Source organism: Achromobacter sp. NCFB-sbj8-Ac1-l (genome assembly GCF_052695805.1).
Genome location: NZ_CP199812.1, coordinates 1755364 through 1778357, shown reverse-complemented (window position 1 = coordinate 1778357; position 22994 = coordinate 1755364). Strand labels below are relative to the sequence as shown.

Annotated in this window: 26 protein-coding genes; 7 read left to right on the top strand and 19 right to left on the bottom strand. The window is 65.5% G+C overall.

Annotated elements, in window-relative coordinates; all coding sequences use genetic code 11:
* Window positions 1–19: 19 nt before the first annotated feature.
* A complete protein-coding gene (gene alaC, locus ACUDP5_RS08180) occupies window positions 20–1207 on the bottom strand; it encodes an alanine transaminase (RefSeq protein ID WP_025140316.1) in 1188 nt (395 codons plus the stop codon).
* A gap of 234 nt (window positions 1208–1441) precedes the next feature.
* Here alaC and ACUDP5_RS08175 point away from each other — a divergent pair, with 234 nt between their 5' ends.
* Genes ACUDP5_RS08175 through ACUDP5_RS08165 form a run of 3 tightly spaced genes read left to right on the top strand, consistent with a single transcriptional unit; the run spans window position 1442 to window position 4129 of the window.
* Window positions 1442–1903, top strand: a complete 462-nt coding sequence (locus tag ACUDP5_RS08175; protein WP_263915047.1) for an Mth938-like domain-containing protein — start codon at window positions 1442–1444, stop codon at window positions 1901–1903.
* Window positions 1900–2364, top strand: coding sequence for a peroxiredoxin (locus ACUDP5_RS08170; RefSeq protein WP_025140314.1), 465 nt, complete (start codon window positions 1900–1902; stop codon window positions 2362–2364). The genes ACUDP5_RS08175 and ACUDP5_RS08170 overlap by 4 nt, the downstream gene beginning before the upstream one ends.
* 58 nt (window positions 2365–2422) lie before the next feature.
* On the top strand, window positions 2423–4129 hold the full coding sequence (locus ACUDP5_RS08165) for a PhoH family protein (RefSeq protein ID WP_445658513.1): 1707 nt from the start codon (window positions 2423–2425) through the stop codon (window positions 4127–4129).
* 91 nt (window positions 4130–4220) lie between these two features.
* Here the strand turns inward: ACUDP5_RS08165 and ACUDP5_RS08160 are convergent, their stop codons facing one another.
* The 7 genes from ACUDP5_RS08160 to ACUDP5_RS08130 form a co-directional block, all read right to left on the bottom strand.
* Window positions 4221–4352 (bottom strand): entericidin A/B family lipoprotein, encoded by a 132-nt coding sequence (locus tag ACUDP5_RS08160; RefSeq protein WP_006388428.1) that lies wholly within the window; start codon window positions 4350–4352, stop codon window positions 4221–4223.
* 41 nt (window positions 4353–4393) lie between these two features.
* Window positions 4394–5089, bottom strand: a complete 696-nt coding sequence (locus ACUDP5_RS08155) for a fumarylacetoacetate hydrolase family protein (protein WP_175193956.1) — start codon at window positions 5087–5089, stop codon at window positions 4394–4396.
* A gap of 126 nt (window positions 5090–5215) precedes the next feature.
* Window positions 5216–5518 carry a Dabb family protein gene (locus ACUDP5_RS08150; protein ID WP_263915045.1) on the bottom strand — a complete coding sequence of 101 codons (303 nt, stop codon included), beginning with the start codon at window positions 5516–5518 and terminating at the stop codon, window positions 5216–5218.
* Window positions 5518–7395, bottom strand: coding sequence for an ABC transporter permease (locus ACUDP5_RS08145; protein WP_263915044.1), 1878 nt, complete (start codon window positions 7393–7395; stop codon window positions 5518–5520). Before ACUDP5_RS08145 ends, ACUDP5_RS08150 begins: the two co-directional genes overlap by 1 nt.
* 13 nt (window positions 7396–7408) lie before the next feature.
* Window positions 7409–8101 (bottom strand): ABC transporter ATP-binding protein, encoded by a 693-nt coding sequence (locus ACUDP5_RS08140; protein WP_263915043.1) that lies wholly within the window; start codon window positions 8099–8101, stop codon window positions 7409–7411.
* Entirely contained in the window at window positions 8101–8862 is a 762-nt protein-coding gene (locus ACUDP5_RS08135) for an ABC transporter ATP-binding protein (RefSeq protein ID WP_263915042.1), read from the bottom strand. Before ACUDP5_RS08135 ends, ACUDP5_RS08140 begins: the two co-directional genes overlap by 1 nt.
* A 10-nt stretch (window positions 8863–8872) precedes the next feature.
* Entirely contained in the window at window positions 8873–9652 is a 780-nt protein-coding gene (locus ACUDP5_RS08130; protein ID WP_263915041.1) for an SDR family oxidoreductase, read from the bottom strand.
* 173 nt (window positions 9653–9825) lie between these two features.
* Here ACUDP5_RS08130 and ACUDP5_RS08125 point away from each other — a divergent pair, with 173 nt between their 5' ends.
* From ACUDP5_RS08125 to ACUDP5_RS08110, 4 genes are all read left to right on the top strand, one after another.
* On the top strand, window positions 9826–10224 hold the full coding sequence (locus ACUDP5_RS08125; protein ID WP_175193951.1) for a cupin domain-containing protein: 399 nt from the start codon (window positions 9826–9828) through the stop codon (window positions 10222–10224).
* Window positions 10225–10304: 80 nt separating this feature from the next.
* Window positions 10305–11516 (top strand): ABC transporter substrate-binding protein, encoded by a 1212-nt coding sequence (locus tag ACUDP5_RS08120; RefSeq protein ID WP_445658512.1) that lies wholly within the window; start codon window positions 10305–10307, stop codon window positions 11514–11516.
* Complete coding sequence (locus tag ACUDP5_RS08115) at window positions 11513–12277, top strand: SDR family NAD(P)-dependent oxidoreductase (RefSeq protein ID WP_263915039.1); 765 nt, start codon at window positions 11513–11515, stop codon at window positions 12275–12277. The genes ACUDP5_RS08120 and ACUDP5_RS08115 overlap by 4 nt, the downstream gene beginning before the upstream one ends.
* A 14-nt stretch (window positions 12278–12291) precedes the next feature.
* Window positions 12292–13128: an IclR family transcriptional regulator gene (locus ACUDP5_RS08110; RefSeq protein ID WP_445658511.1), complete on the top strand. Its 837-nt coding sequence runs from the start codon at window positions 12292–12294 to the stop codon at window positions 13126–13128.
* 3 nt (window positions 13129–13131) lie between these two features.
* Here ACUDP5_RS08110 and ppa read toward each other — a convergent pair whose 3' ends face one another.
* The 11 genes from ppa to ACUDP5_RS08055 all read right to left on the bottom strand — a co-directional run bounded on the left by ppa (window position 13132) and on the right by ACUDP5_RS08055 (window position 22970).
* The gene (gene ppa, locus ACUDP5_RS08105; RefSeq protein WP_025140302.1) at window positions 13132–13662 is read right to left on the bottom strand and encodes an inorganic diphosphatase; all 531 of its coding nucleotides are present in this window, start codon (window positions 13660–13662) and stop codon (window positions 13132–13134) included.
* A 33-nt stretch (window positions 13663–13695) separates the two neighbouring features.
* Window positions 13696–15312 (bottom strand): heme biosynthesis HemY N-terminal domain-containing protein, encoded by a 1617-nt coding sequence (locus ACUDP5_RS08100; protein ID WP_263915037.1) that lies wholly within the window; start codon window positions 15310–15312, stop codon window positions 13696–13698.
* A gap of 4 nt (window positions 15313–15316) precedes the next feature.
* Entirely contained in the window at window positions 15317–16507 is a 1191-nt protein-coding gene (locus tag ACUDP5_RS08095) for a uroporphyrinogen-III C-methyltransferase (RefSeq protein ID WP_263915036.1), read from the bottom strand.
* Between the two features lie 37 nt (window positions 16508–16544).
* Window positions 16545–17360, bottom strand: coding sequence for a uroporphyrinogen-III synthase (locus tag ACUDP5_RS08090; RefSeq protein ID WP_445658510.1), 816 nt, complete (start codon window positions 17358–17360; stop codon window positions 16545–16547).
* The gene (gene hemC / locus ACUDP5_RS08085; RefSeq protein WP_445658509.1) at window positions 17360–18304 is read right to left on the bottom strand and encodes a hydroxymethylbilane synthase; all 945 of its coding nucleotides are present in this window, start codon (window positions 18302–18304) and stop codon (window positions 17360–17362) included. Before hemC ends, ACUDP5_RS08090 begins: the two co-directional genes overlap by 1 nt.
* 9 nt (window positions 18305–18313) lie before the next feature.
* Window positions 18314–18436 carry a hypothetical protein gene (locus tag ACUDP5_RS08080; protein WP_006218348.1) on the bottom strand — a complete coding sequence of 41 codons (123 nt, stop codon included), beginning with the start codon at window positions 18434–18436 and terminating at the stop codon, window positions 18314–18316.
* The gene (locus ACUDP5_RS08075) at window positions 18423–19142 is read right to left on the bottom strand and encodes a TerC family protein (RefSeq protein ID WP_263915056.1); all 720 of its coding nucleotides are present in this window, start codon (window positions 19140–19142) and stop codon (window positions 18423–18425) included. The genes ACUDP5_RS08080 and ACUDP5_RS08075 overlap by 14 nt, the downstream gene beginning before the upstream one ends.
* 113 nt (window positions 19143–19255) lie before the next feature.
* Window positions 19256–19954 carry a TerC family protein gene (locus tag ACUDP5_RS08070; RefSeq protein WP_263915033.1) on the bottom strand — a complete coding sequence of 233 codons (699 nt, stop codon included), beginning with the start codon at window positions 19952–19954 and terminating at the stop codon, window positions 19256–19258.
* Window positions 19955–20211: 257 nt separating this feature from the next.
* Window positions 20212–21093: a succinate--CoA ligase subunit alpha gene (gene sucD / locus ACUDP5_RS08065; protein ID WP_013392545.1), complete on the bottom strand. Its 882-nt coding sequence runs from the start codon at window positions 21091–21093 to the stop codon at window positions 20212–20214.
* Between the two features lie 103 nt (window positions 21094–21196).
* Window positions 21197–22357: an ADP-forming succinate--CoA ligase subunit beta gene (gene sucC / locus ACUDP5_RS08060; RefSeq protein WP_263915032.1), complete on the bottom strand. Its 1161-nt coding sequence runs from the start codon at window positions 22355–22357 to the stop codon at window positions 21197–21199.
* Between the two features lie 10 nt (window positions 22358–22367).
* On the bottom strand, window positions 22368–22970 hold the full coding sequence (locus tag ACUDP5_RS08055) for a DUF2889 domain-containing protein (RefSeq protein ID WP_263915031.1): 603 nt from the start codon (window positions 22968–22970) through the stop codon (window positions 22368–22370).
* Between the last annotated feature and the right edge of the window lie 24 nt (window positions 22971–22994).

The window sequence follows — 22994 nt, the reverse complement described above, 5'->3', positions numbered from 1 at the left end:
CAGCGCTACGGGGGGAGCCCTATTTGAGCAAACCGTCCTTGCGGAACATATCCTTGATGCCGCGCACCGCCTGGCGGGTGCGCTGCTCGTTTTCGATAAGCGCGAAGCGTACGTATTCGTCGCCATATTCGCCAAAGCCGATCCCGGGGGACACGGCCACTTTCGCATCCGACAGGACGCGTTTGGCAAATTCCAAAGAGCCCATCGCCCTGTAGGGTTCGGGGATCTGCGCCCAGATGTACATGGACGCCTTGGGAATTTCCACATTCCAACCTGCTTCATGCAGACCGCGCGCGAGCACGTCGCGGCGGCTTTGGTACTGCGCCACGATTTCGTTCACGCAATCCTGCGGGCCATCCAGGGCGGCGATGGAAGCCACCTGGATCGGCGTGAACGTACCGTAGTCGTGATAGCTCTTGATGCGCGCCAGCGCGCCGACCAGCTCGCGGTTGCCGACCATGTAGCCGATGCGCCAGCCCGCCATGTTGTAGCTCTTGCTCATGGTGAAGAACTCGACCGCGACATCGCGCGCGCCGGGCACCTGCATGATCGAGGGGGCGACATAGCCGTCGAAGGTGATGTCGGCGTAGGCCAGGTCGTGCACCACCAGGATATCGTGTTCCTTGGCCAGCGCCACCACGCGTTCGAAGAACGACAGGTCCACGCACTGGGCCGTGGGGTTGCTGGGAAAGCCCAGCACCATCATCTTGGGCTTCGGGATCGACTCGCGCACGGCGCGTTCGAGCTCTTCGAAGAAGTCCACGCCCGGCGTCATGCGCACCGAGCGGATGTTGGCGCCGGCAATGACGGCGCCATAGATATGGATGGGGTAGCTGGGGTTGGGCACCAGCACGGTGTCGCCGCGGTCCAGCGTGGCCAGCATCAGGTGGGCCAGGCCTTCCTTGGAGCCGATGGTGACGATGGCTTCGGAATCGGGGTCGAACTCGACGGCGTAGCGGCGCTGGTACCAGTCACAGATGGCCTTGCGCAGGCGCGGGATGCCCTTGGACACCGAGTAGCCATGGGTGGTCGGACGCATGGTGGCTTCGACCATCTTGTCCACGATGTGCTTGGGGGTCGCGCCATCGGGATTGCCCATCGACATGTCGATGATGTCCTCGCCGCGCCGACGGGCCGCCATCTTGAGCTCGCCGGTAATGTTGAAAACGTACGGGGGCAAACGCTCAATGCGAGAGAACTTCCTCATGATGGGAATCCTTAGGGGCGAAGGGGCAAAAAACCAGGGCGCGAAGGCGCGAAGGGGAAAAGGGCTCAAAAGCCGCGCCAGCAAACGATTGCAGCGCAACAAAACCCTGTAATCTAGCGCAAGGACGCCTAGGCGGCAAATGGGGCTGAAAAGGCCCCATTTCCCGAGTGGACACACTGCAACATAACGCCCGGTTCATGCGCTATTATCGGAGGCATAAAGCCGGAGTATTTATTGAAGCTGCATACCGATCCTGCGACGGCCGCTCTGAACACCGTCACCGCCTATGGTGACGGCTATATCGAGGTCAACCAGGTACGTTTTTCCTCCTCGGTCGCTTTTGGCCCCGAAGGCGAAGTTACCCATTGGCCCGTAGAGTCGCCGGCCGACATCACCCCCACCCTCTTGCGTCAGGCGGCCGGATTGTCCGAGCCCGTCCGCGACCCGCTGGCTTTCCTGGACGAACCCGAAGCCACCCCCAGCCGCCCGGCCAATGCGCCCGAAGTGCTGCTGGTGGGCACCGGCGGCCGGCAACAGTTCCTGCGTCCCGAAGTGCTGCGTCCCCTGTTGGCGGCGGGCATCGGCGTGGAAATCATGGACACCCACGCCGCCTCTCGCACCTACAACATCCTGATGGCGGAGGGCCGACGCGTCGTCGTCGCCCTCATCCCCCCCAACGGAGATCCCCAGACATGATGCCGATCATAGGCAAACCCGCCCCGCTGTTCACCGCTGAAAGCACCATTGGCCCGATCAGCCTTGAGCAATGCCAGGGCCGCGCCGTGATTCTGTACTTTTACCCCAAGGACAACACCCCTGGCTGCACCACCGAAAGCCAGGATTTCCGCGACCTGCATGCCGACTTCCTGTCGGCCAGCGCCGTGGTGGTCGGGATCTCGCGCGATTCCCTGAAATCGCACGAGAATTTCAAGGCCAAGTACGAGCTTCCTTTCCCTCTCATCTCCGACGCCGACGAAACCGTGTGCAATCTGTACGGCGTCATCAAGCAGAAGAACATGTACGGCAAGCAGGTGCGCGGCATCGAGCGCAGCACCTTTTTGATCGATGCCTATGGCGTGCTGGTGCAGGAGTGGCGCGGGGTGAAGGTCCCGAACCACGCCAAGGAAGTCCTGCAGGCCGCAAAAAGCATCGGTTAGCCGTGCACAGGAATACCCGTCAGGCGCTATAGCCGGCCCATACTGGAGAGTGACGCATATGCCGCTTCCGAAGTTGCCTACCCGCCCCGCAGCCATCCTGACCTTCCCCTCGGGCGAAACCGCCCGGGCGCAGGCCCGCACCCCCAAGACTGCCGCTGCGCGGTCCAACACCCAGGCCGCCTTGGCCGAGGACGACGAAGACGAGCTGCTGATGCAGCCTGAACTCGACGGCATGACCGCGCCGGCCCGCAAGGCGCAGATTCCCGCGCCCGCCCGCCAGGTGCCCCCGCCGGCGCCCGCCACCCCGGCGCCGCGGGCTGAAACCCGCCCGCCCAAGACTGCCGCAGCGCCGGCCAAGCGTGGCAAGGCCCGAGCCCAGAACGAGCCGCGCAAGCTGTTCGTGCTGGATACCAACGTGCTGCTGCACGACCCCAGTTCGCTGTTCCGCTTCGAAGAGCACGACATCTTCCTGCCGATGATGACGCTCGAAGAACTGGACCACCAGAAAAAGGGCATGTCGGAAGTGGCGCGCAATGCCCGCCAGGTCAGCCGGTCGCTCGACGCCCTGGTGCAGGACACGACCCAGCTGGACGAAGGGCTGGAACTGGCCAAGCTGGGCAACAAGGACGCCACCGGCCGCCTGCTGTTCCAGACCACCGCCATCCACAGCACCCTGCCCTCGGACCTGCCCATGGGCAAGGCCGACAACCAGATCCTGGGCGTGGTGCGGGCCCTGCAGGAAAAATACCCCCAGCGCGAAGTCGTCCTGGTGTCGAAAGACATCAACATGCGCCTGAAGGCCCGTGCGCTGGGCATGGCCGCCGAAGACTACTTCAACGACCATGTCCTGGAAGACTCGGACCTGATGTATTCGGGCGTGATGCAGCTGCCCGAAGACTTCTGGAACAAACACGGCAAGGACGTCGAATCCTGGCAACAGGGCGGCACCACGTTCTACCGCATCCATGGCCCGCTGTGTTCGCAGTTCGTGGTCAACCAGTTCGTCTATTTCGAAGGCCAGATGCCCCTGTATGCCCAGGTGCGCGAGGTCAGCGGCAAGATGGCGGTGCTGGCGACGCTGCGCGATTACACCCACGGCAAGAACAATGTCTGGGGCATCACGGCGCGCAACCGCGAACAGAACTTCGCGATGAACCTGCTGATGAACCCGGAATGCGACTTCGTGTCGCTGCTGGGCCAGGCAGGCACGGGCAAGACGCTGCTGGCGCTGGCCGCGGGCATCACGCAGGTGCTGGAGACCAAGCGCTACACCGAGATCATCATGACCCGCGTCACGGTGCCCGTCGGTGAAGACATCGGCTTCCTGCCCGGCACCGAGGAAGAGAAGATGCTTCCCTGGATGGGCGCCCTGGAAGACAACCTGGACGTCCTGAACATGGGTGAAGGCGAAGGCAACGGGGACTGGGGGCGCGCCGCGACCATGGACCTGATCCGTTCGCGCATCAAGGTCAAGTCCCTGAACTTCATGCGCGGCCGGACCTTCCTGAACAAGTACCTGATCATCGACGAGGCCCAGAACCTGACACCCAAGCAGATGAAGACGCTGGTGACCCGCGCCGGCCCCGGCACCAAGGTGATCTGCCTGGGCAACATCGCCCAGATCGATACGCCCTACCTGACCGAAGGCAGTTCGGGCCTGACGTTCGTGGTCGACCGCTTCAAGGGCTGGCCGCATTCGGGCCACGTCACGTTGCAGCGGGGCGAGCGTTCACGCCTGGCGGACTACGCCGGGGATGTGTTGTAGCCCCCACGCTACGCCCACTGTCGTGGGCTAGATGCCCCAAAAGAAAAACCCCTTGAGCGATCAAGGGGTTTTTTATGCCCGCGGCGGACGATTACTTGTCCGCGGCGTTGGTGATGGCGTTGCCGGCCCGCGACATGTCTTTACCCATGCCCGCGACGGTATTGCAACCGGCGAGCACGAAGCCGAACACGACGAAGGCGGTCAGCACGATCTTGCTGCGCATGCTGGCGCTCCTGAAGTGACGAAACGAATCCGGGCTGTACTTTAAACGATTTGGACGCGCAGTTCGCCCAGGCCTTCCACGCCGCCGGTGATGACATCGCCCTGCACCACGGCGCCCACGCCTTCCGGGGTACCCGTGAAGATGATGTCGCCCGGTTGCAGTTCAAACAGCGTCGACAGGTACGCAATGCTTTCCGGCACGTTCCAGATCATCTGGGAGATGTCGCTGGCCTGCTTGCGCTGGCCGTTCACGTCGAGCCAGATCGCGCCCTTGTCCAGGGTGCCGACCACGCTGCGCGGGTGGATCGGGCCCAGCGGGGCCGACAGGTCGAAGGCCTTGCCCACTTCCCAGGGGCGGCCCTGCTTCTTCATTTCGCCTTGCAGGTCGCGGCGGGTCATGTCCAGGCCCAGGGCGTAGCCCCAGACGCATTCGTTGGCCTCTTCGACCGGGATGTCGCGGCCGCCCTTGCCCAGCACCACGACCAGTTCCATTTCGTAGTGCAGGTTGGAGGTCTTGGGCGGGTACGGCATCTTGCCGGTTTCGCCATCGGCCACGCTCAGTACCGCGTCGGCGGGCTTGCAGAAGAAGAAGGGGTCTTCACGGCCGGTGAAGCCCATTTCCTTGGCGTGCTCGGCGTAGTTGCGGCCGACGCAGTAGACGCGGCGCACGGGAAACAGCGCGGCGCTGCCGGCTACGGGAACCGCGGTTTGCGGCTGGGGGGGCAATACGTAGTCCATGATCGATCAACCTATGACGAGTGAGGCAGCCCGGTGGCCAAAAATCATCCGCGAGTTTATCCCTTTCCGGGGGGACGGGGGTCGGCCAGCCCGGAAAGGCGGCGATTCGGCCTTGGGGCGCGGGTTTCAGGAAATTGTAGGGATTTCGCCGTCAAACACCACCAGCCGCTCGATGAAGCCGGCCATGTAGGCCTTCATTTCCTGGTGGGCGGGCGAGACCTGGTAGCGGTCGTGGGCGGCGGCATCCGCAAACGTCGCCACGACGGCATGGGTCAGGCCATCGGACCGGCTGGCCTGGTTGGGACGGAAGGCATAGCCCGCCACCCCATCGCATTCGGCCAGGATGCGGTCGCAGTAGGCCTGCACGTGGGCGTGGAAGCGCGCATCGGCGGCGCCCGACAATTGAAGCATCACGATATGCAAGAACATCAGGTTTCCTTTTTCGCAGGGAACACGGCCAGCCAGGCCCGGGACACCAGGCCCATGATGCCGTCGCGCAGCAGCAGGACGCACAGCACGAAGATCGCGCCCTGGACGATCAGCACCCAGGACCCCAGCGGTGCCAGGTAATTCTGCAACGATACGAAGGTGAAGGCGCCTGCCAGCGGGCCGAACACGGTGCCGATGCCGCCCAGCAGCGCCATCAACACCACTTCGCCGTTGGCATGCCAGTGCACGTCGGTCAGCGATGCCACGCCGAACACCAGCACCTTCAGCCCCCCCGCCAGCCCCGCCACCGAGGCCGACAACGTGAACGCCAGCAGCTTGTAGCGCGACGTGGAATAGCCCAGCGAGCGGGCGCGCTGCTCGTTGTCGCGCACCGATCGGATGACCTCGCCGAAGGGGGAATTCAGCACCCGCAGCACGAAGGCGTAGCCCAGCGCGAAGACGGCCAGCGTGAAGTAATACATGGGCATCACGCCTTCCAGGTCGATCAGGCCGAACAGCTTGCCGCGCGGCACGCTTTGCAAGCCATCTTCGCCCCCCGTGAAGCCCGCCTGCACCGCGATGAAGTACACCAGTTGCGACAAGGCCAGCGTGATCATCGCGAAGTAGATGCCCTGGCGGCGGATGGCGATGGCGCCGAAGGCCAGCCCCAGCAGGCCGCCAGTCAGCACCCCGGCCAACAGACCCAGTTCGGGCGTGGCGCCCAGCAGCTTCATGACGATGCCGGTCGCATACGCCGCCGCGCCGAAGAAGGCCGCATGGCCGAACGACAGGAGCCCCACATAGCCCACCAGCAGATTGAAGGCGGCGGCGAACAGGGCAAAGCACAGCACCTTCATCAGGAACGTCGGGTAGACGAACCAGGGCGCGGCCAGCGCCACCACCGCCAGCACCGCCATGCACAGGCGCATGGCGCGGCGACTCAGCTGCACGGGCTGGCGGGTGGCCTCGGCGGCCAGCACGTTCTGCACCTGCAAGGGCTTGCCGAACAGGCCCGCGGGCTTGCACAGCAGCACCAGCACCATGATGATGAAAATCGCCAGGTTGGCCGCTTCCGGGTAGAACACCTTGGTCAGCCCTTCGATGATGCCCAGCCCGAAGCCGCTGATGATGGCCCCCATGATGGACCCCATGCCGCCGATCACCACCACCGCGAAGACCACTACCACCAGGTTCGACCCCATCATCGGGCTGACCTGGTAGATGGGGGCGGCGATCACCCCCGCCACCGATGCCAGCGCCACGCCCAACGCGTAGGTCAGGGTGATGAGCAGCGGCACGTTGATGCCGAACGAGCGCACGATGGTCGGGTTCTCGGTAGCCGCGCGCAGCATGGCGCCCACCCGGGTCTTTTCGATCAGCACCCACACCGCCAGGCACAGCACCAGCGACACCACCACCGCCCAGCCGCGATACCAGGGCAGGAACATGAAGCCCAGGTTGACGCCGCCCGACAGCGCCTTCGGGATGGTGTAGGGCAGGCCGGATACCCCGTAGGCCTGCCGCAGGCCGCCTTCGATCAGCAGCGCCAGGCCGAAGGTCAGCAACAGCCCGTACAAGTGGTCCATACGATAGGTGCGGGAAATCAGCACGCGTTCCACCACGATGGCGAACGCCGCCATGATGAGTGGCACCAGCACCAGCGCGGCCCAGTAGTTCACGCCCAGGTAGTTCAGCAGCATCCAGGCCAGGAACGCGCCTGCGGTGTACTGCGCGCCATGGGCGAAGTTGATGATGTTCAACAGGCCGAAAATCACCGCCAGCCCGATCGAGAGCAAGGCGTAGAAAGAGCCGTTGATCAGGCCAAGCAGGAGCTGGCCGAATAGTGCCGTGGACGGCACGCCGAATATTTCGAACACAGGATTCTCCCCCTCAGACACCCAGGCGGCGCGCGATCCGGGCAGGATCGTTGCGCGCCTCTTGCGCCGACAACTGGTCGACCACGCAGCCATGCTCCATCACGTAGTGGCGGTCGGCCACCTTGGTGGCGAAGCGGAAATTCTGCTCGACCAGCACGATGGTGAAACCGCGTTCCTTGAGCGTGCGGATGGCCAGCCCGATCTGCTGCACGATCACCGGGGCCAGGCCCTCGGTGGGTTCATCCAGGAGGATCAGTTGGGCCCCGGTGCGCAGGATGCGGGCGATCGCCAGCATCTGCTGCTCGCCGCCGGACAGGTTGCCGCCGGAACTGGCGCTGCGTTCGCGCAGGTTGGGAAACAGGGTGTAGATTTCATCGAGCGACATGCCGCCGTCGGCCAGGCGCGGCGGCAGCATCAGGTTCTCGGTCACGTTCAGGCTGCGGAACACCGCCCGTTCTTCCGGGCAATACACCACGCCCAGCCGCGGGATGCGATGCGGCGCCATGCCCACCGTTTCCTGGCCGTTCAAACGGATCGAGCCGCGGCGCTTGTCCAGGATGCCCATGACGGCACGCAGCAACGTGGTCTTGCCGGCGCCGTTGCGGCCCAGGATGGTGACGAGTTCGCCGCGCTGCACGTCGATATCCACGCCGTGCAGCACGTGCGATTCGCCATACCAGGCGTTGAGGTCTTTGATCGACAGCATCAGGCCTCCCCCTCGTCCGAGCCCATGTAGGCGGTGATGACGCGCTCGTCGCGCGAGACCGCGGCATAGTCGCCCTGCGCCAGCACCGCGCCGCGCGCGAGCACCGTGATGGTGTCGGACAGATCCGCCACCACCGACAGGTTGTGTTCGACCATCAGGATGCTGCGATTGGCCGACACGCGGCGGATCAGCGCGGCGATGCGGGCCACGTCTTCCTGGCCCAGGCCCGCCATGGGTTCGTCCAGCAGCATCACTTCGGGTTCGAGCGCCAGCGTCATGGCGATTTCCAGCGCCCGCTTGCGTCCGTAGGGCAGCAAGGCGGCGGTGGTGTCCGCCAGGCCGCCCAGGCCCACGGCGTCGAGCAAGGCCAGGCCCTGGTCGTTCAGGCGGTCGACGCTGCGGCGGCTGCGCCAGAAGCGCAGGCCGTCGCCATGCTGGCGCATCAGCGCCACGCGCATGTTCTGCAGCGCGGTCAGCCCCAGGAACACGGCCGAGATCTGGAACGAGCGCACGATGCCCAGGCGCGCAATCTGCTCGGGCGCGAGCGCCGTGATGTCGCGGCCGCGGTAGTGGATCACGCCCTGGTCGGGGGTGAGGAACTTGGTCAGCAGGTTGAAGCAGGTGGTCTTGCCGGCGCCATTGGGGCCGATCAATGCATGAATGGAGCCTTCGCGCAGGGCCAGGGACACGCCGTCGACGGCATTGAAGCCGCCGAACCGCTTGACCAGCCCCTGGGCGGACAGAACCGCTTGGGTGCTCATGGTGCGTCTCCTACATGCGGGCCAACAGGCCGCCGTCGATCGCCAGCACATGGCCATTGACGAAGGACGCGCCCGGCGAGGCCAGATAGACCACGGCCGGCGCGATATCTTCCGGCGCGGCCCAGCGCCCGGTCGGCACGGCGGTCGCCAGGAACGACTGGAATTGGGGGTTGTCCTGCAAGCCTTGCGTGAAGTCGGTGCGCACGAAGCCCGGCGCCAACGCATTGCAGGTGATGCCGCTGGCGCCGTATTCCACGGCCAGCGCGCGGGTGAAGGCGGCAATGGCGCCCTTGGCGGTGGCGTAGGCGGCGATGTTGGGCATGGTGGCCTGCCCGGCGACGGACGACATCAGCACGATGCGGCCGAAGCCGCGGGCAGCCATGGCGGGCAGAACGGCCCGGGCACAGTGAAACGCGCCGTTGACGTGCACGTTCTGCAAGGCCTGCCATTCGGCCGGCGTCATCTCGACCACCGGCTTGCGGTTCTGGTTGCCGGCGTTGCTGACCAGCACGTCGATCTGCACGCCTTCGGCTTCCAGTTGCGCCACGGCCTGGGCCACGGCGGCGCCGTCGGCCACGTCGAACACGGCGCTGCGCGCCGTGATGCCCGCCTGCGCCAGTTGCGCGCAGGCCGCATCGCAGGCGGCCTGCGACAGGTCGTTGATCACCACATGGGCCCCTGCCCGGCCCAAGCCGGCTGCGATCGCGTAGCCCAACCCGCGCGCGGCCCCCGTCACCAGCGCAGTACGCCCGGCCAGCCCGAAGGTCTGGCCCAGATAGTCCTGATTCAAGCTTGTCTCCTTGATTTATATGCACCGGATCTCTGGGTCCGGCCTGTGCCTTGGTCGCGCTGCCTGGTACAAAACGACGTTGACATTAATCTCAATATACGCGACTATTTTTAAACACTCAATAACAAGATTCTTCGTTTATCTTCCATAACGAGTTCTGGCTAGGAGACATCATGGCCCTCGAAACCCCCGGCTGCCCGGCAGCCAATGCGCTGCCGCCCCTGGCCTCGCGCTTTCTGAAAGTCGATGAATTGCCCTGGAAACCCACCCAGGTGGAAGGCATCGACATGAAGGTGCTGATGCAGGACAAGGAATCCGGCTTGCTGACCGCCCTGTTCCGCTGGCAACCCGGCACCGAACTGCCGCTGCACGAACATGTAGAGGTCGAGCAGACGTACGTGCTGGAAGGCTCCATCGTCGATGCCGAAGGCGAAGTGCGCGCCGGCGACTACGTCTGGCGGCCGCGCGGCAACCAGCACGTGGCGCGCGCGCCGCACGGTGCGCTGGTGCTGAGCTTCTTCCTCAAACCCAATCTGTTCATCGACGCCTTCGCCGGCCAGAAGCTGGAATAGGCGCCGCACCGGCCGCACCCGCGCGACCGTCCGGCACAGGGCGGCGCGCGACAAGATATAAGCCCCCAAGGAGACAAACCATGAAGACCCGTTTCAAGCTTTGCCTGGCCGCCTGCGCGCTGGGTGCGGTTTCGCTGTCGGCCCACGCCCAGGTGTCGGACGATGTCGTGAAGATCGGCGTGCTGGGCGACCAGTCCGGCATGATGGCCGACCTGTCCGGCAAGTTCGGCGTCGAGGCCGTGAAGATGGCCGTCGAAGATTTCGGCGGCAGCGTGCTGGGCAAGCCCATCGAAGTCGTGTCCGCCGACCACCAGAACAAGGTGGACATCGGCGTGTCCATCGCGCGCCGCTGGTACGAGAACGACAAGGTCGACCTGATCCTGGACGTGCCCAATTCCGCCATCGCCCTGGCGGTGCAGGACCTGACACGCCAGATGAAGCGCGTCGTGATCTTCACCAGCGCCGGCTCGGCCGACCTGACCGGCAAGGTCTGCTCGCCCAACGGCATCCACTGGACCTACGACACCTACGCCTACGCCACGGGCGTGGCCAACGGTGTCATGGAAGACGGCGGCAAGAGCTGGTTCTTCATCACGTCCGACTACGCTTTCGGCCATTCGCTGGAACGCGACGCCATGGCGGTGGTCAAGGCCAAGGGCGGCCAGGTGGTCGGCAGCGTGCGCCATCCCATCGCCAGCGCCGACTTCTCGTCGTTCCTGCTGCAGGCCCAGGCGTCCAAGGCGCAGGTGATCGGCCTGGCCAACGGCAGCGGCGACACCATCAACAGCATCAAGCAGGCGTTCGAATTCGGCATCATGGGCAGCAAGCAACGCGTGGCTGCCCTGTTCATGAGCATCGTCGACGTGCGCAGCGTCGGACTGGAATACGCCCAGGGCTTGAACCTGGTCGAGCCGTTCTACTGGGACCAGGACGACAAGGCGCGCCAGTGGTCCGAGCGCTATTTCAAGCGCACCGGCCGCATGCCGTCGATGGTGCAGGCCAGCAACTACAGCGCCACGATGCATTACCTGAACGCGATCAAGGCGGCCGGCACCGATGGGTCCGAAGCGGTGCTCAAGAAGATGCACGAGACGCCGATCAACGACTTCATGACCGACAACGGCCGCATCCGCGAAGATGGCCGCGTGATGCGCGACCTGTACCTGTTCCAGGTGAAAAAGCCTGCCGAATCCAAGCGCGACTGGGACTACTACAAGCTGGTGCGCAAGATTCCCGCCGAACAGGCATTCCGCCCGCTCAACCAGGGCGGCTGCTCGCTGGTGAAGTCATGACGCCAGGCGCTTTGCAACTCCTGGCCGGCAAGCGGGCCCTGATCACCGGGGGCGCCAACCCCCGGGGGATCGGGGCGGCCATCGCCGCGCAATTCCTGGCGCAGGGCGCGACGATCGCGGTGCTGGACCACGCCTACCCGGACGAGGCCGAGGCGGCCTTGGCCGGCGGGCGCGTCAATCTGCACTGCGACGTGTCGCGCGCCGCATCCTGCGAGCAGGCCGTGGCGCGGGCCGCGCAGGCGCTGGGCGGCATCGACGTGCTGGTGAACAACGCCGGCATCGTCGCCGCCACCCGCATCTGGGACCTGGCCGAAGACGAGTTCCGCCGCATGATCGACGTGAACCTGACGGGCACCTACAACGTCACCCACGCCGCCCTGCCCCGACTGCTGGAAAGCGACCGCGGGCCCGCCATCGTGAATTTGGGGTCGACCGCCGCGCTGCGCGGCGGCGGGCTGCTGGGCGGCTCGCACTATGCCGCGTCCAAAGGCGGCGTGATCAGTTTCACCAAGGCGCTGGCGCGCGAACTGGGCCCGCGCGGCGTGCGGGCCAATTGCGTGGCGCCGGGCATCATCGAAACGGACATGACGCTGGGCAAATTCGGCGAAAATTGGGAACAAGAACTCAAACAGGGCATTCCGCTGCAACGCTTCGGCTCTCCCGCCGAAGTCGCGCAGGCCATTCTGTTTCTGGCCTCGGACCTGTCCTCCTACTCAACCGGCATCGTGGTCGACGTCAACGGCGGCTTCCACATTCACTAGGCGCGTCCGCAGCAATGAGCACTCCCGATCGCATGTTGTCCATCCTCGATCTTTTCCGCGACGACACCACCGCCGCCTTCCAGGAGGACGTCATGGCGCATCTGGAGTGCTCGCGTGCCACCGCCTACCGCTATCTCAAGTCACTGACCGAAAGCGGCCTGCTCGCGCCCACCGCGGGGGGCGCCTATGTGCTGGGCTCGCGCATCATCGAGCTGGATCGCCACCTGCGCCAGCATGACCCGCTGATGCGCGCGGCGCGCGAGGTCATGCGCGCCACCGGCGACGAACTGCACGCCAACCTGATGCTGTGCAGCTATTACGGTGACAAGGTCATGTGCGTGGACCGCTACTGGACCGACCATTCGATCGAATCCAGCTATGCGCGCGGCCGTCCGTTCCCGATGTTCCGCGGCGCGACCGCCAAGCCCATCCTGGCCAACCTGCCGCCCTACCAGTTGCGCAACCTGATGCTGTGGCACGCTGCCGAAATTCGCGAGGCCGGGCTGGGCGAAGACTGGGATGCGTTTCGCGCCAACCTGAAGCGGCTGCGCGCCGCCGGCGTATGCGTGTCGCACGGCGAGGTCGACCCGGGGTTGATGGGTATCGGTTCGGCCATCTTCAGCCCTGACCAGAAGGTCGTGGGCAGCCTGGTGTTCATTGCGTCGCAGGCCCGTACGCCCCCCGACCGCCTGGCACTGCTGCAAGCGCGCATCCAGACCGCGGCGGCCGAGGTCTCGCAGAATCTGGTGGGCCCGCAAAACAACGGCGCGGCGGCGATCGGCATCATGCCGTCGCGGCCGCGCCGCCTGAAGGCGCCGGCCGGGGCAAGCCCGGCACGGCGCAAAGCCTGAGTATCAGGCCTTGTTGTAGCGTTCTGCGCTCTTGACGATTTCCTCGTGGGCGGCGTCGACGCCCTTCCAGCCCTTGACCTTGACCCACTTGCCCTTTTCCAGGTCTTTGTAGTGCTCGAAGAAGTGCTGGATACGGGCCACGTCTTCGGTCGGCAGGTCTTCGTACGACTTGATGTTGCGGTACGGGGGGTACAGCTTTTCGATCGGCACGGCCAGCAGCTTGGCGTCACCGCCCGACTCGTCGTCCATTTCCAGCACGCCGATGGCGCGGCAGCGCACCACGGCGCCGATCTGGATCGGGAACGGCGTCAGCACCAGCACGTCGGCGGGGTCGCCGTCTTCGGACAGGGTCTGGGGGATGTAGCCGTAGTTGCACGGGTAGTGCATGGCGGTCAGCATGAAGCGGTCAACGAAAATCGCGCCCGTGTCCTTGTCGACCTCGTACTTCACCGGGTCGGCGTTCATGGGGATTTCGATGATGACGTTGAAGTCTTCCGGCAGCTTCTTGCCGGGGGACACGCGATCAAGACTCATGATTAAACCTTGTTGGTCTGAACTGAAAAGGGATCAAAGCGAACCGTCGTCCTTGAACGGCGGCTTGGTGGTCGGCACCGGCGCGGCAGGCGCGGCGGGCTTGGGCACCGCCGGCGCCGCGGGCGGCACTGGCGAGTAGCTGGGTACGGGGCTGTCGAAAGCCGCGGCCGGGATCGGCGCGCTGTCGAAATACTCGTCGAAGTCGGACGTGCCGCCCGCCACCGGCGCATCTTCCGGTGCCAGCGCACGGGCCTGCTGTTCCTTGCTGGCGCGCGCGTCCGGGTCCAGCACGTAGTCCGAGGCGGAGGCGGCCACCGCGGGCGGCAGCGACGGGTAGTCGCCGCCGATGTCGGCGTCGGCATCCGACAGGCCCACCGCGTAACCGCCTTCGGCGTCGACGCGGTAAGGGTCCGAACCGATGTCGGCGGCCGGCAGCGACGCGTCGGCGGCGAGCACCGGCAGCGCCATGCTGGCGGCCGTGGCCAGGCGCCAGTGGCGCACGGCGTCGGCCGGGCGATCCAGGCGGTCGTACAGGCTGCCCAGCAGCGCGTGGGTCTGGGCATCGCTGCGGCGCGACAGGCTGCGCAACAGGTAGCGTTCGGCCTGGCCCCACAGCTGGCCGTTCAGGCACAGCATGCCCAGGGCGGTCAGCAGGTCGGGATCGGTCGGGCGTTGCTGCAGCCAGGTTTCGGCCTTGGCCAGCCGCCGCGAAACCTGTTCGGCATCGCAGCGGGCGTAAGCGGCTACCAGCGCGGGGTTGAACTTCACGGCGATGGCCGCTTCGAGCACCTTGGCGGCCTCGTTGGCCTCGCCCGCCGCCTCGAAAGCCGAGGCGCCGGCCAGCGCGATTTCGGGCAGCAGCCGCTCTTCGGCCTTCAGGTCCTTCCAGATGGCGCGCCAGGCGTCGCTGGCGGCTCCGGCGCGCAGGCGCGCAGCGCCGGCAGCGTCGATCAGGTGGTCGCCTTCGGTACGGGCCAGGGCATTGCGGCGCAAGAGGCCGCGGGCCAGCGTGAAGACCTGTTCATCGTGGCCCAGGGCCGTATGCGCGCGCAGCAGCAGGCGCATCGTATGCAGGTGGCGGGCGCCGCCATCGGCCAGCGGCGACAGCACGGCCAGCGCGCGCTCGGCGCGCCCCTGGTCCAGCAGCATGTCGGCCGACACGGTGGCGGTGGCTTCCACCAGGCCGGGGTCGGTGCCGGCTTGTTCCTGGGCGTTGGCCAGCAGGCGGTCGCGGCGGTCGAATTCGCCCAGGCCATGCGCGGCACGGGCAGCCGACAAGGCGGCCAGCACGCGGCGGGTCTGCACCTTGGTCTGCTCGAGCAGCTTGGTCAGGTCTTTTTCGGCGTGCGAGTAGCGGCCTTCGAGCAGGCCGATCCAGCCGCGCTCGAGCAGTTCGTGGTCGCGTGCCTGGGCGCGCTTGCCGCGCCACGCACGCACGCGGTCGGGAATGGCCAGCAGCCAGGCCAGCAGCCGCAAGCCTACGTAAAGCACCACGAACGCCGCCACGATCAACAGCACGGCCAGCGTGAGCGACATGGAAATGCGCCAGGGCCAGACCAGCAGCAACACGTTGCCGGAATGGGACCGCAGCACCACCGCCAGGGCGACGGCGATGACGGCAAGCAGCAGAGTCCAGAACCAGGTACGCATGGGCTTAGTCCTGGTCGCTGTTCTTGAAGCCGGCGGCGCGCAACGCGGCGATGGCGTTCAGGCTATCCGAGACATCGGGCATGCGTACCGCGATGTCGGTCTGCGCCAGTTCGCGGGCCAGCGTCTGCGCGGCGACCGTGTCGGGGGAGCGATTGTCGAAGTACTTGGCCAGCGTGGTGCCGACGTTGTCGAGCTCGCTCTTCCAGACGGCGGGCTGGCGCATCAGCATGGACAGTTGCACGGTGAGCAGGCGCTGGCGCAACGTGGCGCGCACCTGGTCGGCCTGTTCGGGCGACAGCAGCAGCGCGGCAGGTTCGTCGACACGCTGGATGGTGATGAGGCCACCCAGTTCGTGGGCCAGCGCGGAACCGGCGCGGCCGGGCCACGAGGCCACTTCGGCGCGCCAGCGCTGCCACCAGGGCGCGTCGGCCGGCAGGTCGGCCTGCGGATCGATGGTCGGGGCCGGGGCGGCGGGACGGGCTTCGCTGGCCGGGGCGATGCCGGGGGCGGCAGCGTCCGGCACCAGCAGGGGCGCCTTGCTGACCAGCGCCGACAGGCGCTCGATGCGGGCCGATTGCGCCGGGATGTCGACGGTGGAAACGGCGCGCAGGCGGTCCAGGTCGCCGTTGATGGCCTGCTGCAGGCTGGAGAAACGCGGACGGTCGGCACGCGCCAGGCGCGATTGCGCGGTTTCCAGCGCGACGATGGCATTGGACACATTGCCCGCCAGGCGCAGTTGCTGGCTGCCGATAGTGAGAAGGCGTTCGACGTCGTTGGCCAGCAGCTCGTCGCTGGCGCTGTCGTTGAAGTTCTGCCAGGCCTGTTGCAGGGCGTTGTACTGGCTTTGGGTTTCGCGGACGGTGTCTTCAAGATCGCCCAGGCGGCCGGCCTGGGCTTGGGCCAGCGCCAGCGCTTCGCGGGTGTCCTTGCGGGCCTGCGCGAGATCGGTGGTGAGCGTGTCCAGGCGCGTGGCGACCTCGCGTCCGGCGGCGACGAACTGGGTGCGCTGCTTCCACAGGGCAAAGCCCAGGCCGACGGCCAGGAGGATGACGAGGATGAGCGCGGTGACCAGCGGGCCACTGCCGCGCTTGGCCGGACGGGCCTTGACGGAATCGGCCGGGGCCGATGCGGGCGCGCTGGCACCCGGGGCGGCCGGGTGAACGGCCGGATCGGTAGCGGGAGTCTTGTCTGTCATGACGCGATTGTATTCGGTGTCCGTCCGATGCAACGAATCAAGCAGCAACAAAAGCCTGGAAAATCGACTCGTCGTTGGGCAAGCAGATTTTTACCATTGCCTGCGTAGCCCTGCCAGGCGCGGGCTGCGGCACGCGGCGGGCCAGCGAGGGGTGGGTCAGCACGAAGCCGCAGTCGGCCCACCACGGGGCCAATCCGGCCGCCTGCAGGGCGTCGCGCACGGCATCGGCGCCCTCGCCGCTGGTGATGAGCCAGCAGGGCGTCACACCGTCTGCGGCCCAGCGTTGCAGGGTGGCCAACTGGTTCGCGTCCCAGTGCGCCGGACAGCGCTGGTAGGCCGCATGACGTGTCACGGCAACGCCATGCGCCTGCAACTGATCGCCCAGCCAGTCCCTGCCCTGGGTGCCGCGCACCAGCAGCACGCGCCGCGGCAGCTGCGGCAGGCCGCAAAGTACGTCCCAGAGGGCCTCGGAATCATGGCTGGCGGCCTGCTCGCCGGGATGCAGGACTGTTGTATTCGCGCCAAAACCGGGCAGTTCGAACAGCGCGGCCGCGCTGGCGGGGCCCACCGTCGCTGCGGCGACGTGCGCCGGCCAGGCTACCGCGCCGTCGGCCTGGCGCAACTGGTCCAGGTACTGCCGCGCCGCGTTGCCGCTGACGAACACGACCATGTCGTAGTCGGCCGGCCGGGGCAGGCTGGCGACGGGCGCGGGCAAGGGATGGATTTCCAGCGCGGGCAGAATGAAAGCGGTCCAGCCGGCGGCTTGCAGCCGGCCGGCCAGGGCCTCGTTGCGGCCGGCAGGCCGCGTCAGGACGGCCACGCGCAGCGCTTGAGCGGCGGCGGCCTTGCCCATCAGTCGGGTTCGGCGTCGTGCAGCAGCTCGTCGAGAATGGCCTGTGCGCCGGCATCGAACAGCTCGGCGGCGACCGCCTCGCCAATCGCCTGCGCCTGGGCCAACGGGCCGGTGCGTTCAGCGCGCAGCATGCGCGTGCCATCGGGCGATGCCACCAGGCCGCGCAAGGTCAGGCTGTCGCCCGAGATTTCGGCGTAGGCCGCCAGCGGCACCTGACAGGAACCGCCCAGGCGCCGCGACACGGCGCGTTCGGCCAGCGAGCACAGCGTGGCCTGCTCGTCGTTGAGCGGGGCCAGCCAGGCACGCAGGTCGTCGCGATCATCGCGGATCTCGATGGTCAGCGCGCCCTGCCCGGCTGCGGGCAGGCAATCGGCTGGATCGAGCAGGCAGCGGATGCGGTCGGTGAGGCTCAGCCGGTTCAGGCCGGCCGCGGCCAGCACGATGGCGTCGTATTCGCCGCGGTCGAGCTTGCCCAGGCGCGTGTCGAGGTTGCCCCGCAGCGGCTTGACCACCAGTTGCGGATAGCGCGCACGGATCTGGGATTCGCGGCGCAGGCTGGACGTACCCACCACCGCACCGGCCGGCAGGTCGGCCAGCCGGGCGTAGCGGTTGGAGACGAAGGCATCGCGCGGGTCCGCGCGATCGAGCACGGCGCACAGTTCGAACGGCGCCAGCAGATCGACCGGCATGTCTTTCAGACAGTGCACGGCCAGATCGGCACGGCCGTCGAGCAACGCGTTTTCGAGTTCCTTGACGAACAGACCCTTGCCGCCCACCTTGGACAGGGTGCGGTCGAGGATCTGGTCGCCTCGGGTCGTCAGGGTAAGAAGTTCAACCGCGCACGCCGGGTACAGCGTGCGCAGCCGATCGCGCACATGCTCGGCTTGCCACAGGGCAAGCCGGCTGGCGCGGGTCGCAATGACCAGGCGTTGTGGCAGTGACACGAGGCGTCATCAAACGAAGTTGGAGACGATGACCGTCGCGACTACCCCGAGGATGGCCAGCACGAACAGGCCCTGCAACAGGCTCAGGCCCGATTCGGATTGCTGGGGATCGACGGATCTACGCAGACTCATGTGCTGATTCCTTGGAAGCGGTTTTGCGGCTTGCCAGCCACCGTCCAAGGACAACAACGAGCAAGGCGCCGATAATTTCAGCAGCGATTTTAACCGCAGTGGGCTGAACGCCGAATTGACGTTCGACAACCACGTCGGTAATAAGCATGCCGCCTGCGATCCAGCCCAGCAGCGCCGCGCCAAACGTAACAACCAGCGGATACTTGTCGATCAGCTTCAGGACCAGCGTGCTGCCCCAGATGATGATGGGCACACTGACGACCAGGCCGAAGATCACCAGGCCGATCTGGTGATCGGCGTGGGCGTTCTGGGCGGCGCCGGCGATGGCGATGACGTTGTCCAGGCTCATCACGAAGTCAGCGATGATGATGGTCTTGATGGCGGAAATGATGGATGTCCCGCCCTTGACGTTACCGTGCGCGTCGTCCTCGGGGATCAGCAGCTTGACGCCGATCCACACCAGCAAGAGGCCGCCCACGACTTTCAGGAACGGAATCGACAGCAGGGTCAGTGCGAAGGCGATCAGCACGACGCGCAGGATGATGGCGCCGGCGGTGCCCCACAGGATGCCCTGCATGCGTTGCTTGGGCTCCAGGTTGCGGCAGGCCAGCGCGATGACCACCGCGTTGTCGCCGCCGAGCAGGATGTCGATAAGGATGATCTGGAATACCGCTGCCCAACTCAGCGTCTGGAAAAACTCAAGCAATTTGAACCCCCGAAGGCATTTATCAAAAGAAAAGCCGGCCCCGTGCCGGCCGACCCGCCGCGTTGTGCACGCGACGGGCCAATTCAAAACAACTTATTATTGTAGTTCAGCTTTCAGTCAGCTTTCTGGCGAATCAGCAAAACTTTACCGATCGCCAGGACCAGCACCGCACCCAGCGCGCCAGTCATGAGCGCGAAACTGTGCTGGGTCATGCCCAATGCCGCATCGATGCGCGCCACCGGCTCTTGCAGGGCCGGATCACCCACCAGCAGTTCGCCGGCAATGAAGCCCAACAGCGCCGCGCCCACCCAGACGATGAGCGGGAAGCGTTCGATGACCTTGAGCAACAGCGTGCTGCCGAAAATCACCAGCGGAATACTGATCGCCAGACCCAGCACCAGCAGGGTCGTATCGCCCATTGCGGCGGCGGCCACCGCCACCACGTTGTCCAGGCTCATGACCAGGTCAGCAATCATGATAGTGCGGATTGCGGTCAGCAGGTTGCCGTGGGTCTTGCCATCGCCATCGTCTTCGCCTTCGGGCAGCAGCAGCGTCACGCCGATGTACACCAGCAGCAGCGCGCCGATGAGCTTGAGCCACGGCAGCATCAGCAGCTTGGCGGCGACCAGCGTCAGTACGATACGCATGATGATCGCGGCGGCCGAGCCGATCACGATCGCTTTCTTTTGCTGCGCCGGGGGCAGTGAACGCGCGGCCAGCGCAATGACCACGGCGTTGTCGCCCGACAGCAGAATGTTGACCCAAATGATCTGGAGCAACGCTAACCAGAATGCCGCTGAACTGAGTTCCATACCTCTCTTTCCTAGGACGTGATCCCCCTAGGACAAACCAAATGAATGGGTGAAAAAGACAAAAAACGTACTGACCGTCTTGGTGCGAGCCCGACGGCATTCTTGCTGGGTACGTGCGGAATTTCTTTCATTATAGTTTCGTTCAGCTTTCCGTATGTTTCACCGGCCGCATCATGGACACGGGGTTTCCCTAGGAAAAGATGCCGGACGAACGAAAAAAGGCCCGCCGAAGCGGGCCTTTTGCCATGCATGCGACCTTACAGCACCGACTTGAGCAGCTTGCCCATTTCGGAGGGGTTGCGGGTCGTGCGGATACCGCAAGCTTCCATGACTTCCAGCTTGGCGTCGGCCGTGTCGGCGCCGCCGGAGATCAGGGCGCCAGCGTGGCCCATGCGCTTTCCGGGAGGAGCGGTGACACCGGCGATGAAGCCGACGACCGGCTTCTTCATGTTGTCCTTGGCCCACTCGGCGGCGTTGACTTCGTCCGGACCGCCGATTTCGCCGATCATGATGACGGCGTCGGTGTCGGGATCGTCATTGAACATCTTCAGGACGTCGACGTGCTTCAGGCCGTTGATGGGGTCACCACCGATGCCGACGGCGCTGGATTGACCCAGGCCCAGCTCGGTGACTTGCGCCACGGCTTCGTACGTCAGGGTGCCCGAGCGGCTGACGATGCCGATGCGGCCCTTGCGGTGGATGTGACCGGGCATGATGCCGATCTTGATTTCGTCGGGGGTGATCAGGCCGGGGCAGTTCGGGCCCAGCAGCAGCGTCTTGCTGCCCTTGGCCTTCATGCGGTTCTTGACTTCCAGCATGTCACGGACGGGGATGCCTTCGGTGATGCAGATCACCAGATCCAGTTCGGCCTCGACGGCTTCCCAGATGGCAGCGGCGGCGCCGGCCGGCGGCACGTAGATGACGGACACGGTCGCGCCAGTGTCGGCCTTGGCGTCTTTCACCGAAGCGAAAATCGGCACGCCTTCGAAGTCTTCACCCGCCTTCTTGGGGTTCACGCCGGCCACGAAAGCGGCCTTGCCATTGGCGTACTCACGGCACATACGGGTGTGGAACTGGCCCGTCTTGCCCGTGATGCCCTGGGTGATGACTTTGGTGTCCTTGTTGATCAGAATCGACATTTGTGAATCCTTGGATTTTCTTTGTACCGCCGGGCCGTCCCAAGGTGGAAAGCGCCCCCTGGGGGGGCAGCAAGCCACGAAGTAGCGCGGCGTGGGGGCATATTTACTTGACGGCGGCTACGACGCGGGTGGCGGCTTCGGCCATCGTGTCGGCGCTGATGATCGGCAGACCGGAGTCGGCCAGCATCTTCTTGCCGAGTTCTTCGTTGGTGCCCTTCATGCGCACGACCAGCGGCACGTTCAGGTTGACGGCCTTGCAAGCCGCGATCACGCCTTCGGCGATGACGTCGCAGCGCATGATGCCGCCGAAGATGTTGACCAGGATGGCCTTCACGCTCTTGTTCTTGAGCATGATCTTGAAGGCTTCCGTGACCTTCTCGGCCGTGGCGCCGCCGCCGACGTCCAGGAAGTTGGCCGGCTCGCCGCCGAACAGCTTGATGGTGTCCATCGTGGCCATGGCCAGACCGGCGCCGTTCACCAGGCAGCCGATGTTGCCGTCGAGCTGGATGTAGGCCAGGTCGAACTTGCTGGCTTCGATTTCAGCGGGATCTTCTTCGTCCAGGTCGCGGTAGGCGACGATTTCCGGGTGGCGGAACAGGGCGTTGGAGTCGAAGTTGAACTTGGCGTCCAGGGCGATGATGTTGCCCTTGCTGTCGCGGTTCAGCGGGTTGATTTCAACCAGCGAGGCGTCGGTGTCCATGTAGCACTTGTAGAGCTTCTGGAACACGTCGACGGCCTGGGCGGTCGAGTCGGCGGGCAGGCCGATCGCGTTGGCGATCTTGGTGGCTTGCTCGGCGGACAGGCCGGTCAGCGGGTCGATATATTCGGTGATGATCTTTTCGGGGGTGGAGTGAGCCACTTCCTCGATGTCCATGCCGCCTTCGCTGGAGGCGATGAAGGCGACCTTCTGCGTGGCGCGGTCAGTGACCAGCGACACGTAGTATTCCTTCTGGATGTCGGCGCCGTCTTCGATGTACAGGCGACGGACCTTCTGGCCTTCCGGGCCGGTCTGGTGCGTGATCAGCTGCATGCCCAGGATTTCCGAGGCCAGCTTGCGCACGTCGTCCAGCGAGCGCGCCAGCTTGACGCCGCCGCCCTTGCCGCGGCCGCCCGCGTGAATCTGTGCCTTGACGACCCAAACCGGTCCACCCAGCTTTTCAGCGGCAGCCACGGCCTCGTCGACGGAAAGTGCGGGGATCCCGCGCGGCACGGGGACGCCAAATTGCTTCAGCAGTTCCTTGCCTTGATACTCGTGGATTTTCATGTGTTACCTGTCAGGACGTATGAGAAAGAGAAGGTGAATCGGAGGTCGAATCGGCCGATGCCTCAGCGCTACCCCCGGTGTACCACTTGGGATAGTGCTCAGCCACCACCGGGCCGCCGGTGCTCAGGGCATGGCAGCCGTCCAGTTGGAATGGACGCCGGTTCGGGTTGCTTTCCTGCCGCCGGCGGTTGGCCATGGTCTGGACCGCCGCGGTGGGAAGCACCTGCGACAGCTCGGTCATGTGCGTACAGCCTTCGACATGGCCGAACCGTTCCTTGACCTGGCGGCGGAACCCCTTGAGCAGGTTCATGCCGATCAGGTCTTGGTAGGCAGGTTCGATGGCCATGCAATGCTCGCCATAGGGCGCGGCATCATAGACGGCCTGCGCGGCGACGATGGTGAAATCGCCGTCGATGGTGATGCGCAGGTGCATATGGTGGATGGGTTGCCCCGCCTTGAACATTTCGCCGTCGCGCTTGGGAAAATCGTACGCCTTGACGTCGATGAGCTCGGCTTCCAGGTCCCAGTTGCCGTCATCGCGCGCATACGACTGCACACGTATCGAACGCGTGTGCAGCGGCTGGCGAGGACAATCCGGCGGTGGCAAGGGCATGCTTGGGGCCTGCGGGGCGAAAAG